Source organism: Pseudomonas sp. Q1 (assembly GCF_009935975.1).
Classification (GTDB): Bacteria; Pseudomonadota; Gammaproteobacteria; order Pseudomonadales; family Pseudomonadaceae; genus Aquipseudomonas; species Aquipseudomonas palleroniana.
This window is the reverse complement of record NZ_QODI01000004.1, coordinates 165,045-179,046: the sequence shown is the minus strand read 5'-3', so window position 1 is coordinate 179,046 and position 14,002 is coordinate 165,045. Positions and strand designations below refer to the sequence as shown.

16 protein-coding genes are annotated in these 14,002 nt (G+C 62.0%); 9 read left to right on the top strand and 7 right to left on the bottom strand.

Going from position 1 to position 14,002, the window contains the following annotated elements; translation table 11 throughout:
- Nucleotides 1-57 precede the first annotated feature (57 nt).
- From DK870_RS08170 to DK870_RS08160, 3 genes are all read left to right on the top strand, one after another.
- On the top strand, nt 58-822 hold the full coding sequence (locus DK870_RS08170; RefSeq protein WP_161548418.1) for a DUF2076 domain-containing protein: 765 nt from the start codon (nt 58-60) through the stop codon (nt 820-822).
- Nucleotides 823-950: 128 nt separating this feature from the next.
- Nucleotides 951-1,427 carry an NYN domain-containing protein gene (locus DK870_RS08165; RefSeq protein WP_104996049.1) on the top strand — a complete coding sequence of 159 codons (477 nt, stop codon included), beginning with the start codon at nt 951-953 and terminating at the stop codon, nt 1,425-1,427.
- Nucleotides 1,428-1,470: 43 nt separating this feature from the next.
- Nucleotides 1,471-2,082 carry a PolC-type DNA polymerase III gene (locus tag DK870_RS08160; RefSeq protein WP_104996048.1) on the top strand — a complete coding sequence of 204 codons (612 nt, stop codon included), beginning with the start codon at nt 1,471-1,473 and terminating at the stop codon, nt 2,080-2,082.
- 118 nt (nt 2,083-2,200) lie between these two features.
- Here the strand turns inward: DK870_RS08160 and DK870_RS08155 are convergent, their stop codons facing one another.
- Both DK870_RS08155 and DK870_RS08150 read right to left on the bottom strand, forming a co-directional pair.
- Nucleotides 2,201-2,899: a cyclase family protein gene (locus DK870_RS08155; protein WP_161548417.1), complete on the bottom strand. Its 699-nt coding sequence runs from the start codon at nt 2,897-2,899 to the stop codon at nt 2,201-2,203.
- Nucleotides 2,889-3,344, bottom strand: a complete 456-nt coding sequence (locus tag DK870_RS08150; RefSeq protein ID WP_090365685.1) for an Lrp/AsnC family transcriptional regulator — start codon at nt 3,342-3,344, stop codon at nt 2,889-2,891. Before DK870_RS08150 ends, DK870_RS08155 begins: the two co-directional genes overlap by 11 nt.
- A 161-nt stretch (nt 3,345-3,505) precedes the next feature.
- Between DK870_RS08150 and yedA the strand changes: the two genes are divergently transcribed.
- Together yedA and DK870_RS08140 are read left to right on the top strand one after the other, a co-directional pair.
- Nucleotides 3,506-4,402 (top strand): drug/metabolite exporter YedA, encoded by an 897-nt coding sequence (gene yedA, locus DK870_RS08145; protein WP_104996046.1) that lies wholly within the window; start codon nt 3,506-3,508, stop codon nt 4,400-4,402.
- A gap of 48 nt (nt 4,403-4,450) precedes the next feature.
- Nucleotides 4,451-5,785 (top strand): DEAD/DEAH box helicase, encoded by a 1,335-nt coding sequence (locus DK870_RS08140; protein WP_161548416.1) that lies wholly within the window; start codon nt 4,451-4,453, stop codon nt 5,783-5,785.
- Between the two features lie 116 nt (nt 5,786-5,901).
- On the opposite strand, the gene DK870_RS08135 is transcribed toward DK870_RS08140, so the two are convergent.
- Both DK870_RS08135 and DK870_RS08130 read right to left on the bottom strand, forming a co-directional pair.
- Nucleotides 5,902-7,128 (bottom strand): TIGR03862 family flavoprotein, encoded by a 1,227-nt coding sequence (locus DK870_RS08135; RefSeq protein WP_161548415.1) that lies wholly within the window; start codon nt 7,126-7,128, stop codon nt 5,902-5,904.
- Nucleotides 7,129-7,300: 172 nt separating this feature from the next.
- The gene (locus tag DK870_RS08130; protein WP_060752338.1) at nt 7,301-8,221 is read right to left on the bottom strand and encodes a histone deacetylase; all 921 of its coding nucleotides are present in this window, start codon (nt 8,219-8,221) and stop codon (nt 7,301-7,303) included.
- 75 nt (nt 8,222-8,296) lie between these two features.
- On the opposite strand from DK870_RS08130, the gene DK870_RS08125 reads away from it, so the two are divergent.
- From DK870_RS08125 to DK870_RS08115, 3 genes are read left to right on the top strand one after another with little or no spacing between them, the layout of a single operon-like run.
- The gene (locus DK870_RS08125; RefSeq protein WP_060752337.1) at nt 8,297-8,866 is read left to right on the top strand and encodes a GNAT family N-acetyltransferase; all 570 of its coding nucleotides are present in this window, start codon (nt 8,297-8,299) and stop codon (nt 8,864-8,866) included.
- 38 nt (nt 8,867-8,904) lie between these two features.
- Nucleotides 8,905-9,774, top strand: a complete 870-nt coding sequence (gene tesB, locus DK870_RS08120; protein ID WP_060752336.1) for an acyl-CoA thioesterase II — start codon at nt 8,905-8,907, stop codon at nt 9,772-9,774.
- A complete protein-coding gene (locus DK870_RS08115) occupies nt 9,771-10,370 on the top strand; it encodes an HAD family hydrolase (RefSeq protein WP_161548414.1) in 600 nt (199 codons plus the stop codon). Before tesB ends, DK870_RS08115 begins: the two co-directional genes overlap by 4 nt.
- A gap of 184 nt (nt 10,371-10,554) precedes the next feature.
- Here DK870_RS08115 and DK870_RS08110 read toward each other — a convergent pair whose 3' ends face one another.
- Genes DK870_RS08110 through DK870_RS08100 form a run of 3 tightly spaced genes read right to left on the bottom strand, consistent with a single transcriptional unit; the run spans nt 10,555 to nt 12,900 of the window.
- Nucleotides 10,555-11,541, bottom strand: a complete 987-nt coding sequence (locus DK870_RS08110) for an alpha/beta hydrolase (RefSeq protein WP_161548413.1) — start codon at nt 11,539-11,541, stop codon at nt 10,555-10,557.
- Nucleotides 11,542-12,429, bottom strand: coding sequence for a neutral zinc metallopeptidase (locus tag DK870_RS08105; protein WP_060752333.1), 888 nt, complete (start codon nt 12,427-12,429; stop codon nt 11,542-11,544).
- A gap of 54 nt (nt 12,430-12,483) precedes the next feature.
- Nucleotides 12,484-12,900: a membrane lipoprotein lipid attachment site-containing protein gene (locus tag DK870_RS08100; protein WP_161548412.1), complete on the bottom strand. Its 417-nt coding sequence runs from the start codon at nt 12,898-12,900 to the stop codon at nt 12,484-12,486.
- A gap of 199 nt (nt 12,901-13,099) precedes the next feature.
- Between DK870_RS08100 and DK870_RS08095 the strand changes: the two genes are divergently transcribed.
- Complete coding sequence (locus tag DK870_RS08095; RefSeq protein WP_090365694.1) at nt 13,100-13,978, top strand: DMT family transporter; 879 nt, start codon at nt 13,100-13,102, stop codon at nt 13,976-13,978.
- The last annotated feature ends 24 nt before the right edge of the window (nt 13,979-14,002 follow it).

Here is a 14,002-nt window from a genome sequence, read left to right as displayed (position 1 = left end):
AGCTTGCCTGGTCCCAGGCAGGCCCATGATTTCTACCGGCAATCTAACGAGGTCGCCATGAACAGCGAAGAGCAAACCCTGATCGATGGACTGTTTTCACGGTTGCAACAAGCCGAAAAGGACTCAGCCCCCCGCGACGCACTGGCCGAAGCGCGGATCAAGGAGCACATGACTCGCCAACCGGCCGCCGGGTACTACATGACCCAGTCGATCCTGGTGCAGGAACACGCGATCAAGAGTCTCGACGCGCAGAACAAGCAGCAGGCACAGCAGATCCAGCAATTGCAGGATGAGCTGCAACAAGCCCGTTCCCAGGCGGCCCAGCCTGCGCCGAGCAGTGGCGGTTTCCTGTCGAGTATCTTTGGCGGCGGCTCCCGCGATCCGCAACCGGCTCAGAGCGCGCCAGCGTCGACGGGTGGCGGCTGGCGTGAGCCGGGGCGGCCATCGTTCGGCCAACCTGCGCCGCAACAAAACTACGCTGCACCGCCGCAGAACTATCAACAGCCGCAACAGGCACCGGCAGCGCCGATTGGCAGTGGTTTTCTCGGTGGCGCCTTGAAAACCGCCGCTGGTGTGGCCGGTGGTGTGATGCTGGCCGAAGGCATCAGCAGCTTGTTCAACCACAACTCTCAACAGCCGCAGGTCGTGGAAGAAATCATCCGCGAAGAGCCCGCGCCGGCCAGTGACAACGGCAACTGGGGCAATGACGACCAGCGTTTCGCCGGGAATGACAGTTGGGGCGGCAACAACGCTGACAACTTTTCAGACAGCAATTATTCCGACGATCCCTCGTCTTTTGACGACGACGATTCCTACGTCTGACCTGCATTCAACCGGGGCGCTTCGTCGCCCCGGGCTGATTTTTCTCGGAAACTTTCCCGTGGCTGGCATACTGGCGCCTTTGCGGACCTTCGTGTCCGGCGTCCAAGTGGTAAGCCTGGGGAAGTGCGGTGAAAAAAATTGCGGTGTTCGCCGATGTACAAAACCTCTATTACACCGTGCGCCAAGCCTATGGTTGCCACTTCAACTACGCCGCCTTGTGGGCTGACATCGGTTCACGCGGGCAGATCGTAGAGGCGTATGCCTATGCCATCGACCGTGGCGACAGCAAGCAGCAGCAATTCCAGCAGATCCTGCGCAACCTGGGCTTTACGGTAAAACTCAAGCCCTACATCCAGCGCAGCGATGGCTCGGCCAAGGGCGACTGGGACGTGGGCATCACCCTCGACATCATGGATGCCGCCGACCACGTCGACGAAATCGTACTGGCCTCCGGCGACGGCGATTTCGACATGCTGCTCGAGCGCGTTATCCACAAGCATGGCGTCGAAGCCGTGGCCTACGGTGTCCCGGGGTTGACGGCCAACTCACTGATACGCGCCGCCAGCCGCTATGTGCCGATCGAAGGCGCGCTGCTGCTCAAATAGAACGTTGCGGCTTGATAAACAGTTAGACGGAGTTGGAACAGGTTTGGAACGTATAGCGGTCATCGACTTTGAAACCACCGGCATCACCCCGAGCAGCCACTGCCGGGCCACGGAAATCGCGGTGGTCATCCTCGAGCGCGGCCAGATCGTGGATCGCTACCAGAGCCTGATGAACGCCGGTGTGCGTGTGCCGGGCTTTATCGAGCAACTCACCGGCATCAGTAACGCCATGCTGCGCAGCGCACCGCCGGCCGAGCGTGTGATGAACGAGGTCAACGAGTTCGTCGGCACGACGCCACTGCTGGCGCACAACGCGGCCTTCGACCAGAAGTTCTGGGACTATGAGCTGGGCCTGATCCGCCGCACCCGCCTGCAGAAATTTGCCTGCTCGCTGTTACTCGCCCGCCGCCTGATGCCCGCGGCGCCCAACCACAAACTCGGCACCCTCAACAGCTACGCCCAGTTGCCCCATACCGGCAAGGCTCACCGGGCGCTGGCGGATGCGGAGATGGCGGCCAACCTCACGGCGTACCTGGCCCAGGAACTGCGCGGGACTCACGGCTTGCGCGAACTCTCCCACGACCTGCTGTGCACCCTGCAGAAAGTGCCGGCGGCGAAGATCACCGAACACCTGAAGAAGCACCGCGGGTTCTGAGCCCCTGACAATGAAACTCCAACTGTGGGAGGGCGCTTGCTCCCGATAGCGGTGTGTCAGCTCCAGATTAGCGGGCTGGTCCACCGCCATCGGGAGCAAGCCCCCTCCCACAGTGTCGTCAGGGAGTAAACGCCATCACCGATGCGGGCGACCCTGATCCGCCTTTGAGCGCCAAGACACCTATCACCAATGTTGCACCCTTGGCCGGCAGGCGGTCGAGATGGGTCAAACACTCCAGCACAATCCCATTCCTGGCCAGCACCGCACGATTGGTCGCGAATGCAGTGCTTTGCCCCGGATCAACCCCATGGGTATCAATACCGACCCCGGCGATCCGACGCTGCTCAAGCAAAAAACCAATCGCCGCCTCGCCGATCCCCGGAAAGTGCGAGCCTTGCGCGTCCAGCCCGAAGAACGCCACCGGGTCATGCCAAAGATGTTGCCAGCCGGTGTACATCAAGACCACCGAGCCGGGCTCGATTGGCCCGTGTTGGCGTTCCCACTCTTCAATATCCTGCGGGCTGACTGCGTAATCGGGGTTGCCCTGGGTTTTACTGCGCACGTCCACTACCACTGCCGGCCGCACCAGGTCTTCGGGTTGATAACCGTCGATCCCCATTGCGTCGGCGTAGAAGCTGTTCGGCGCATTCATATGCGTGGCGCTGTGTTCACCCATGCTGAAACGTCGCAGGAAATAGCCATCCTTTTCCAGGGCGGCGACCTCTGCAAAAACCACCGGAGGGTCGCCCGGCCATAGCGGGATACGTGGGCTGACCGGGTGGCTGAGGCTGATGACCTTGCGCTGTTTATCCAGCATTTCTGGCCTCCAACTGCCCCAGCGGCACCCGCCGCTCTATCGCGCTCGACAAAATGATCGAGGTCTTGCTGAACCCGAATTTTGCGATCCGGTTGATCAGGTTCTCCAACTCCGGCATCGAGCCCACGGCGGCTTGCATGATCACGCACGGGTCACCGGTCACGCGGTGGCATTCGGTGAGTTCGGGAATTTCGGATAAGGCGTCATACACCTTCTGGCTGCCGTGATTGGTCAGGCGCAGCTCAATCACACACTGAATCGGCAAACCCACTTTGGACAGGTCCACCTTGGCCTGATACCCGGTGATCACGCCACTGGCCTCCAGCTTGGCCACGCGCTCAGCCACGGCGGGGGCGGAGAGGTTGACCGTGCGAGCCAGTTGCGCAAACGAGGCGCGGCCGTCTTCGAGCAAGGCACTGAGGAGCATGCGGTCGTATTTGTCCAATGATAAGGCTCCGTAATGTGTGGCTTTCGAATCTATGGTTTATATCCCTCATAACCGTGTTTTGAAAAGTGTATTGGCGTTTTAAACAGGTTTTGTAACTTATGTTTATCAACCTGCCTTTTTAGAATATGTCTTCTGTCCTCCTGCCATAGAGCCGCCCAATGCCTGGCCCACGTCGCTTTCCCTTACCGTTGATCGCCGCCTTTTTTGCGTTGTACGTGATCTGGGGGTCTACCTACCTGGTGATTCGTGTCGGCGTGGAGTACTGGCCGCCGTTGTTGCTGGCCGGGATTCGGTTTTGCACGGCCGGGGTGTTGATGTACGGCTTCCTCAGGTGGCGCGGGGTGCCGGCGCCGACCTGGGCTCAGTGGAAAGCGGCCGGGATGATTGGCATCTTGTTGCTCACCATCGGCAATGGTGGCGTGAGCATGGCTGAACATATGGGCGTGTCGTCCGGCGTGGCGGCGTTGGCCGTGGCGACCGTGCCGTTGTTCACTTTGCTCTGTGGGTATTTCTGGGGCGCACGTAATACCCGTCTGGAATGGGCCGGGGTGATCCTGGGCATTATCGGCATTGCCATGCTCAATATGGGCAGCACGTTGCAATCGAGCCCCATGGGCGCTGTTCTGCTGTTGGTGGCGGCCGCGTCGTGGGCGTTCGGTTCGGTGTGGAGCCGGCAATTGCCGCTGCCCCAGGGCGCCATGGCCAGTGCTGCGGAGATGCTGGTCGCCGGTGTGGCGCTGCTGCTGGTCAGCGCGCTTTCCGGTGAGCGCCTGCAGGCCGTGCCGCCACTGGAAGGCTGGCTGGCGCTGGCCTACCTGACCGTGTTCGGTTCGATCATTGCCTTCAACGCCTACATGTACCTGCTCAAGCACGTGCGGCCGGCGGCGGCGACCAGCTATGCCTATGTGAACCCGGCAGTGGCCGTGTTGCTGGGGATCGTGTTCGTCGGTGAGACCATCGGCATGGAAGAAGCCTTGGCGATGCTGGTGATCATCAGCGCGGTGCTGTTGATCAGCCTGCCCCAGTGGCGAAAGCCCAAGCCTGAAATAAGGTAAACTGCGGCGCATTAAGCACTTGCGCTGAATTTTTCCTACGGTAAACACATGACTTTCGCCACCCTTGGCCTGATCGAACCCTTGCTGCGCGCCCTTGAGACGCTTGGCTACCAGACCCCGACGCCGGTGCAGGCGCAGGCCATTCCGGCGGTGCTGGCCGGTCGCGACCTGATGGCCGCGGCCCAGACCGGCACCGGCAAGACCGCAGGTTTCGCCGTGCCGCTCCTGCAATTGCTGACCCTGGAAGGGCCGAAAGTCGCCCCCAACTCGGCGCGCGCGCTGATCCTGTGCCCGACCCGCGAGCTGGCCGAGCAGGTTCACGCCAGTGTCGCCGAGTACGCTCAACACCTGCCGCTGACCACTTACGCGGTGTACGGCGGCGTGAGTATCAACCCGCAGATGATGAAGCTGCGCAAAGGTGTCGACATTCTGGTCGCCACCCCTGGCCGCCTGATCGACCTGTTCCGCCAGAACGCGCTGAAACTCAATCAGCTGCAAACCCTGGTGCTGGATGAAGCCGACCGCATGCTCGACCTGGGCTTTTCCGAAGAACTGGCGAACATCTACCGCATGCTGCCGAAAAAGCGCCAGACCCTGCTGTTCTCCGCGACCTTCTCCGATGACATCCGCCTGCTCGCCGGGCAGATGCTCAACGACCCGCTGAGCATCGAAGTCAGCCCGCGCAACGTCGCGGCCAACACCGTCAAGCAATGGGTGGTGCCGGTGGACAAGAAGCGTAAGCCAGAGCTGTTTGTGCACCTGATGCGCAAAGGCCGCTGGAAGCAGGTACTGGTGTTCGCCAAGACCCGCAACGGCGTGGACGCACTGGTGGATAAGTTGCAGGGCCTGGGCGTCAATGCCGATGGCATCCACGGTGACAAACCGCAGGCCACCCGCCAACGGGCGCTGGACCGCTTCAAGGCCGGCGAGGTGCAGATCCTGGTGGCCACCGATGTGGCCGCCCGTGGCCTGGATATCGAAGACTTGCCGCTGGTGGTCAACTTCGACCTGCCGATCGTCGCCGAAGATTACATCCACCGTATTGGCCGCACCGGGCGTGCGGGCAACATCGGTGAGGCGATCTCTTTGGTGTGCGCCGATGAAGTGAACATGCTGTCGGCCATCGAGATGCTGACGCGTCAGACCTTGACCCGCAAAGTCGAGCCGGATTTCGAGCCCGAGCACCGCGTGCCGGACACCGACGCCAGTGGGCAAGTGGTAAAGAAACCGAAAAAACCGAAGAAGCCCAAGGCCTCGGGCGGTGGCGGCAAACGTAACCTGGGCAAATGGGTGGACAGTGGCGAAGTGGCGCCGGCGGAGCCATCGATCAAACCGGTGCGCAAGGTGCCGGTGTTTAACACCGGGCCGCGTAAGAAGAAGTAATTTGCTGCGTGGCTGATAGCCTCATCGGAAGCAAGCCCCCACATTTTGAATCTGTTCACCGTTCAAAATGTGGGAGGGGCTTGCCCCCGATGGCGGCATTAAAATCACCACAAATCTCAGCGCTTGAGCCACTCCAGCATCCCATGCCCCGCCGCTTTGCCGCTGGCAAAACACCCCGTCAGCAAGTACCCGCCCGTCGGTGCTTCCCAGTCCAGCATCTCTCCCGCACAGAACACCCCCGGTAACTGCTTGAGCATCAAGCGCTCATCCAACGCCTCGAACGGCACGCCGCCCGCGGTGCTGATCGCTTCATCGATTGGCCGGGTTTTAACCAGGGTCAACGGCAGCGCCTTGATAGCCACCGCCAACTGCGCCGGATCATTGAAGTGGCCTGCCGGTGTCAGCTCACGCAACAAGGCCGACTTGACCCCATCCAGGCCCAACTGGCTGTGCAAGTGCTTGCTCATCGAACGCGAGCCACGGGGCTTGGCCAACGCGGCTTGCACCTTGTCCAGCGGCTTGCTCGGTAGCAGGTCGAGATGCACGGTGGCCGAACCGTCGCGATGGATCGCTTCGCGAATCGGTGCCGACAGCGCATAGATCAAGCTGCCCTCGATGCCCGTGGCGGTGACCACACATTCCCCCAGCCGCGGCTTGTCATCCGCCAGGCCGATGGCGACGTTTTTCAGTGGTGCACCGGCGAATTTGCTGATCATCAAGTCGCTCCAGGCCGACACCTCGAAACCACAATTGCTCGGCTGCAAAGGGGCGTACGGCAAGCCTTGATCTTCGAACAGCTTAAGCCAGGCTCCGTCGGAACCCAGGCGCGACCAACTGCCGCCGCCGAGGGCCAGCAACACGGCAGGGCTGTGGACAGTTTTTTCGCCGTCCGGGCTGTGGATAACCAGCCCGCCGTCTGCGGCCCAACCCACCCAGCGATGGCGGGTGTGGATAACCACGCCCTGGTCGCGCAAGCGCTTGAGCCAGGCGCGCAGCAGCGGGGCGGCCTTCATGTCCGTAGGAAAGACGCGGCCCGAAGTGCCGACAAAGGTCTGTATGCCCAGGCCGTGAATCCATTCGCACAACGCCTGGGCACCAAACGCGCGCAGCAATGGCGCCATTTGCGGGGCGCGTTCGGCATAACGCGACAGGAACGCCGGGTACGCTTCCGAATGGGTGATGTTCATGCCGCCTACACCCGCCAGCAGGAACTTGCGCCCCACCGACGGCATGCCGTCGTAGAGGTCGACCCGCACGCCTGCCTGGCTCAAGACTTCAGCGGCCATCAGCCCGGCAGGGCCGCCGCCGATAATGATGACGTGTTGGGAAGGGGTATCGGGCATGGGGCAGGGCTACGGTCGCTTGAATAGGCCGAGCATTCTACCCGACGACAGCGCAAACGCCTGATCAAAAAACATACAGCTTCCTACAAGCCTTACGTAAAGCAGCGTTCAGACGCTTACGCTCAAGTTATCCACAGGTGGTTCCACAGGCATTGTGGGTAACGCCCAGGGTTCAATGACAACCTGATGACGCCCACACCCGCTGGGCGCTGTGATGCAAGATGCCGTGGCGACGGGCCAGGGCGGGGCGGTCTTTGCTGTAACCGCCGCCGATCACGCCCATTACCGCAATATCACGGCCCAGGCAGTGGCGCATCACGCTTTCGTCGCGGGCGGCGACACCTGCGTCGGTCAGCTTCAGGTAGCCGAGGGCGTCGTCCTTGTGCACGTCAACGCCGGCGTCGTACAGCACCAGGTCCGGCTGGTAGAGCGGCAACAGGTAGTTGAGTGCGTCGTCCACCACCTTGAGGTAGTCGGCGTCCCCCATGCCCATGGGCAGCGGGATGTCCCAGTCGCTTTGGGCCTTGCGTGCCGGGAAGTTCTTTTCGCAATGCAGCGACACCGTGATCGCCTCCGGCGTGTCGTGGAGGATACGCGCGGTGCCGTCGCCCTGATGCACGTCGCAGTCGAAGATCAGCACGCGATTGACCCGGCCGCTGGCCAGCAGGTAATGGCTGATCACCGCCAGGTCGTTGAAGATGCAAAAGCCCGCCGGGTAATCGTAATGGGCGTGATGGGTGCCGCCCGCCAAGTGGCAGGCCAGGCCGTGTTCCAATGCCTGCTCCGCCGCCAGTAGCGAGCCGCCGACCGCCCGCACGGTGCGCCGGGCCAGGGCTTCGCTCCAGGGCAGGCCGAGGCGCCGCTGGTCTTCACGGGACAACTCGCCGCTCATATAGCGCTCGATATATCCACGGTCATGCGCCAGGGCCAGAATCTCGGGTGGGCACAGTTGCGGGCGCAGCAGTTGGCGGTCTTCGGTCAGGCCGCTGTCGACCAGGTGGTCGCGCAGCAGGCGGAATTTGTCCATGGGGAACCGGTGGTCCGCCGGGAACTCGGGGCTGTAGTCATCGTGATAGATCAATGGCAAGGGCATGGGATTTTCTGACGGGAACCTGCGACGCATCTTACCCGCGTTGTACACTCACGCACATGGCAAGGGAGGGGACCCATGGAGCCGATACTGGAATTGGAAAGCGCACGCCTGGTGCTGCGCCAATGGCGCGACAGCGACCTGCCGGAATTTGCGCGCATGTGCGCGGACCCGCAGGTGATGCGCTATTTCCCGGCTAAATTGAGCCACCTGGAAACGGCTGCGTTGATCGGGCGGATTCGCGGGCACTTTGCCGAGTACGGCTTTGGTTTTTGGGCCTTGCAGCGCAAGGACACTCGCGAGTTTATCGGCCTGACCGGGCTGCAGAATGTCAACTTCGAGGCTGACTTTACCCCGGCCGTGGAGATTGGCTGGCGCCTGGCCCGCGAACACTGGGGCCTGGGTTATGCCAGCGAGGCGGCTTGGACCGCCTTGCGTTGCGGCTTCGATCGTTTGCAGGTGGATGAGATCCTGGCTTTCACCACTGAGTCCAATCTGCCATCACAAAAAGTCATGCAGGCCATCGGTATGCATTACGATCCCCAGGCAGATTTTGAACACCCCAAGGTCGCAGCCGATGACCCGCTGCGCCATCATGTTTTGTATCGCATCACCCGCGCCCAATGGTTGGACACGCTGCACGGATAAGCAGACCGGAATGCCCCATAGATTGTAGGAGTTGCTCTATGAGCCAAGTATTGGAAGATCTGGTGGACCTGCTGACCCTGGAGCCGATCGAGGAAAACCTCTTTCGTGGCCGCAGCCAGGACCTGGGGTTTCGCCAACTGTTCGGCGGCCAGGTGCTCGGCCAGTCGCTGTCGGCGGCCAGCCAGACCGTAGAAGACGCGCGGCATGTGCATTCCCTGCATGGCTATTTCCTGCGCCCGGGCGATGCCGCATTGCCGGTGGTGTACTCGGTGGACCGCGTACGTGACGGCGGCAGTTTCAGCACACGCCGTGTCACCGCGATCCAGAAGGGCAACCCGATCTTCACCTGCAGCGCCTCGTTCCAATATGACGAGGAAGGTTTTACGCACCAGAGCACCATGCCTGTGGTGGTCGGCCCGGAAAACCTACCCTCCGAGCTGGAACTGACCCAGCAACGCGCCCACCTGATCCCCGAGCACATGCGCGACAAGCTGCTGTGCCCCAAGCCGATCGAAGTGCGCCCGGTGACCGAGAAAGACCCGTTCAACCCGCAGCCGTCCGACCCGGTCAAGTACGTATGGTTTCGTGCCGACGGCGCCCTGGCCGACTTGCCGGCGCTGCATAAATACCTGCTGGCCTACGCCTCGGACTTCGGTCTGCTGACCACCTCGCTGCTGCCCCACGGCAAGACCGTGTGGCAGAAAGATATGCAGGTAGCCAGCCTCGATCATGCGCTGTGGTTCCACGCGGACCTGCGTGCCGATGACTGGCTGCTTTACGCCATGGACAGCCCCTGGGCGGGCAACTCCCGTGGTTTCTCCCGTGGCAGCGTGTACAACCGCGCCGGGCAGCTGGTGGCCTCGGTGACCCAGGAAGGCTTGATTCGTCATCGCAAGGATTGGGCATGAGCCTGGCGCATATCCAACATTGGGTCTTTGACATGGACGGCACCCTCACGGTGGCCGTGCATGATTTTGCGGCCATTCGCGTGGCCCTGGACATTCCGCCGGAGGACGACATCCTCACCCACCTGGCGGCGTTGCCGGCCGATGTGGCAGCGGCCAAGCATGCCTGGTTGCTGGAGCATGAGCGCGAGTTGGCGGTGGGCTCGGTTGCCGCGCCAGGCGCGGTGGAGCTGGTGCGCGAGCTGGCCGAGCGCGGTTATCGCCTGGGCATCCTGACCCGCAATGCGCGGGAGCTGGCGCATATCACCCTGGCGGCGATTGGCTTGGCGGACTGCTTTGCCGCCGAGGATGTATTAGGCCGTGATGATGCGCCGCCCAAACCAGACCCGGGCGGCTTGCTGAAGCTGGCGGCGGCCTGGGATGTTTCGCCGGGCCGGATGGTGATGGTGGGAGATTACCGCTTTGATCTGGATTGCGGCCGGGCGGCGGGAGCCCGGACGGTGTTGGTGAACTTGCCGGAGAACCCGTGGCCAGCGTTGGCGGATTGGCATGCTGCAGACTGTGTGGCATTGCGCCGGATGATCCAGGCCAGCCACTGAAAAAGCGAAGTGTGGGAGGGGGCAAGCCCTAATGCCTGTCAGTTAAGAGATAGAGCGGACGATGGATAACCTGTGGGAGGGGGCTTGCTCCCGATAGGCCGCGCAGCGGCCTCAAAAATGGGCCTGCTACGCAGTCCATCGGGAGCAAGCCCCCTCCCACATTTTGAGTTGGTTTATTCAGTGCTTACTGGGTAAACAGCACCTTCTCGCCCTCAGGCGAGGTGAACATCTTGTCGCCGTCATGGCCCACGCCCGGCACTTCCACCAGCTTATGGCTCAGTTGCGGATGGCGCGTCTTGAGGTAGTCAAAGTAGTTGTGCCCACGAACCAGCCGGTACGCGCCCTGGGTCTCGGCTTCGCAGCTTTTATCCAGGGCCGGGTGGTTCGGGTCGGTGTCCTGCTGGCCCAGCAGGTAGGTGATGTCGCGTGACACGTAAGCCTGCTCAAGCTGCTCGGCGCCCTGGCCTGTTGCGTAGGCGGGCAGGTGCTGCATGCCGTACTTCCATTCGTTGAAGCTTGGGCAACTGGCCACATCGAACTTCACTGGGCGCTGCGGGCTGAAATAGGCGTATGACGAGGGGTTCGCCACCACGTAACGCAGGCTGATGCCTTCGGTTTGCAGCAGCGGGTGATCATGGCCGGTGAGGGCAAAACGCTGCACCACTTGGCCGCCGCCGGAGTGGCCGGCGACCACGATTTCTTTCAGCGCCGGGAACAGTTTGCGGTTGCCCAGGTGCTTGATGACCTGGTCCAGCGCACCGTAGGAGCTGAGTTGGCCCGGGCCGGTCGACAGTTCGCCGGCCATCCAGTCATTGCCGTGCCAGCGCAGCACCTGCTTAGCCAGGTGATTGCGTTGCACATCCAGCTCATTGAGAAACTGCGGTGCGATCACCAGGGTATGGCTGGCAACGCCTGCGTGTGCGGCGGCATCTTCGCCGCTTTTGAGGTAGGTCTGCGCATTGCGCAAGCGACCGTGCACGATGATCAGTGCACGGGTGACGTTGGGCAGCGGCTGGCGCCAGTCCTGACTCAGGCCCAGGCTCAGGTCACCCGCCTGCAGATGAAAACGCTCGGGGCTGACCACTTTGACGCCGTGCGCTTTCTCGGCGGCCGAGGCGTTGGCGGAACAGCTGATCATCAAGCCCAGCAGTAGACCCAGTCGTTGGTTCATTTAGAGGCTCTTGGCGGCGAAGGTATCGCATTGAGTGATCTGCCCCTCGGTAAAGCCGGTCTTGAACCAGCGCACGCGCTGTGCCGAGGTGCCGTGGGTAAACGAGTCCGGCACGACGCGCCCTTGACCCTGTTGCTGCAAACGGTCATCGCCAATGGCGTTGGCGGCGTTCAGTGCGGCTTCAATGTCGCCGGGCTCCAGCCAGTTCAGGCGTTTTTGCGCACGGTTGGCCCACACCCCGGCGAAGCAGTCGGCCTGCAGCTCCTGGCGTACCAGCAAACCGCCGTCACCTTGCATTTGCCGGCCTTGCTGGCGCGCGGCCTGGATCTTGGAGGAGATGCCCAGCAGTGTTTGCACATGGTGCCCGACTTCGTGGGCGATCACATACGCCTGGGCGAACTCGCCGGCAGCCTGGAAGCGTTGCGACATTTCCCGGAAGAAATCCAGGTCCAGATACACTTGTTGGTCGGCCGGGCAGTAGAACGGGCCGCTGGCCGAGGTGGCGCTACCACACGCGGAGTTGACCCGGCCACGGAACAGAATCAGCTTGGGGTTTTTGTAGACCAGGCCATTTTCCTTGAATACCTGGCCCCAGGTGTCTTCGGTATCGCCCAGCACGGCGCGCACAAAGTCAGCCTGTTGGTCGTTGGCCGGCGGGGCCTGGCGGGTTTGCGTGCTCACCGAGGGCGCTTGTTCCATCTGGCCGGTCAACTGGCCGAGGATCTGCAGCGGGTCCTGGCCGGTCAGCCAGCCTATGCCGACGATCAGCACAATCGCCGTGAGGCTCAGGCCCTTGCCGCCACCGAAGCGCATGCCTCCACCACCGCCGCCACTGTCATCGCGGGCATCCACCACGTTGTCGCTGCGTCGGCCTTTTTTCCATAGCATGGGGGCAATCCTCTCGGTAAACGGTATTACATTAATTGGGAAAGAGTATGGCCGTTAATCGCGGCAATAACCTTCGCCGGTATCGACAATCAAGCAGTCCTTTTTATCCGCCAGCCATTTCAGGCCGGTGGCCTCGCCGTCGCCGGCGCTCAATTGCTGCGGGCCGTCGGGGCGGGTAAAGGTAATGCCGTCTTCGTTGGCTTCCCCTTTGAAGGTGCCGGCGTCGTCGTCATCCAGGCCGTACTTCATGGTCAGCAGGTAATGGCCACGGCCGATGCTGTCGTCCTTGGCGATGGTCAGGCTCAAGCCTTCGACGCCGATCCACTTGCCGACCCATTTATCGGTCGGCGGGGTTGCCGGTACCAGCGTGGCCTGTACCGAGGCGGGAGCGGGCTTGGGCGCGGGCGTTGGCTCTTTATTGCAGGCGGTGAGCAGGGCAAGGGCAGACAGAACAAAGAGAATTTTTTTCATAGCGGCATGGCCTTGATCAAAAAGTGTGCAGCCCTTGGGCAAACGTGCTGCGTTGGACTCGAATACCGTGATTTAGTGCGCTGTTCGCACGGTGTTTGGTTATGCTCTTGGGGCAGACTCCGACCCGGCTGCTAGATTACCGGGTTGAGTGCTGCCGTGTTCAGTGCTCAGCGTTCAGCCCGCCATGCAAGAGAATTCAATGACCGTCAGCACCCCCCTTTCCGGCGTCAACCGTCCCTTCAAAGGCATTTTGCTGATTGTGGTGGCGACCTTTCTGTTTTCCAGCCACGACGCCTTGTCCAAATACCTGGCCGGGTTCTATCCGATCGTGATGGTGGTGTGGGCGCGTTACCTGGTGCACACCCTGTTGATGGCCGGGATCTTCCTGCCGCAATCGGGCTTGCGGGTATTGCGCAGCAAACGCCCGGGGATGCAGGTGGTGCGCGCTTTGTGCCTGCTAGGCACCAGCCTGTTTTTCACCACGGCGCTGCATTACATCCCGTTGGCGGAAGCCACGGCGGTGAACTTCCTCGCGCCGATCCTGGTGACGGCGCTGTCCGTGCCGCTGCTCGGCGAGCATGTCACGCGCGGCCAGTGGCTGGCGGTGATCTGCGGGTTTGTCGGCGTGCTGGTGATCATCCATCCGGGGGGCGAGTTGTTTACCCCGGCGGTGTTGTTGCCGCTGTGTTCGGCGCTGTTTTTCTGCTTCTACCAACTGCTCACGCGCATCCTCAGCCAATACGACACACCGACCACCAGCAACTTCTTCGCCGGCCTGTGCAATACCCTGGTGATGAGTGCCATGGTGCCGTTCTTCTGGCAAATCCCCACGCTATGGCACGCAGTGCTGATGCTGGCGCTGGGTACGTGCGGTATGACGGCGCACCTGCTGTTGACCCAGGCGTTCCGCTTCGCGGCGCCGGCCTTGCTGGCACCATTCGGCTATTGCCAGATCGTGTTCGCAGGGTTGTTGGGCTGGCTGGTGTTCAATCACACCCCGGACCTGACCACGGTGGTCGGGATCGGGGTGATCTGCATGAGCGGGTTGGCCGCTGCCTGGCAGCAGCGGCGCAGATAGCTCGGGGGGAGCTCGGGGGATAGC

Excerpts from the sequence above, each read along its gene's own strand:
- DK870_RS08170 (WP_161548418.1), top strand. The coding sequence starts at position 58 with ATGAACAGCGAAGAGCAAACCCTGATCGATGGACTGTTTTCACGGTTG.
- DK870_RS08155 (WP_161548417.1), bottom strand. The coding sequence starts at position 2,899 with ATGCTGGATAAACAGCGCAAGGTCATCAGCCTCAGCCACCCGGTCAGC.
- yedA (WP_104996046.1), top strand. The coding sequence starts at position 3,506 with ATGCCTGGCCCACGTCGCTTTCCCTTACCGTTGATCGCCGCCTTTTTT.
- DK870_RS08140 (WP_161548416.1), top strand. The coding sequence starts at position 4,451 with ATGACTTTCGCCACCCTTGGCCTGATCGAACCCTTGCTGCGCGCCCTT.
- DK870_RS08135 (WP_161548415.1), bottom strand. The coding sequence starts at position 7,128 with ATGCCCGATACCCCTTCCCAACACGTCATCATTATCGGCGGCGGCCCT.
- DK870_RS08130 (WP_060752338.1), bottom strand. The coding sequence starts at position 8,221 with ATGCCCTTGCCATTGATCTATCACGATGACTACAGCCCCGAGTTCCCG.
- DK870_RS08125 (WP_060752337.1), top strand. The coding sequence starts at position 8,297 with ATGGAGCCGATACTGGAATTGGAAAGCGCACGCCTGGTGCTGCGCCAA.
- tesB (WP_060752336.1), top strand. The coding sequence starts at position 8,905 with ATGAGCCAAGTATTGGAAGATCTGGTGGACCTGCTGACCCTGGAGCCG.
- DK870_RS08115 (WP_161548414.1), top strand. The coding sequence starts at position 9,771 with ATGAGCCTGGCGCATATCCAACATTGGGTCTTTGACATGGACGGCACC.
- DK870_RS08110 (WP_161548413.1), bottom strand. The coding sequence starts at position 11,541 with ATGAACCAACGACTGGGTCTACTGCTGGGCTTGATGATCAGCTGTTCC.
- DK870_RS08105 (WP_060752333.1), bottom strand. The coding sequence starts at position 12,429 with ATGCTATGGAAAAAAGGCCGACGCAGCGACAACGTGGTGGATGCCCGC.
- DK870_RS08100 (WP_161548412.1), bottom strand. The coding sequence starts at position 12,900 with ATGAAAAAAATTCTCTTTGTTCTGTCTGCCCTTGCCCTGCTCACCGCC.
- DK870_RS08095 (WP_090365694.1), top strand. The coding sequence starts at position 13,100 with ATGACCGTCAGCACCCCCCTTTCCGGCGTCAACCGTCCCTTCAAAGGC.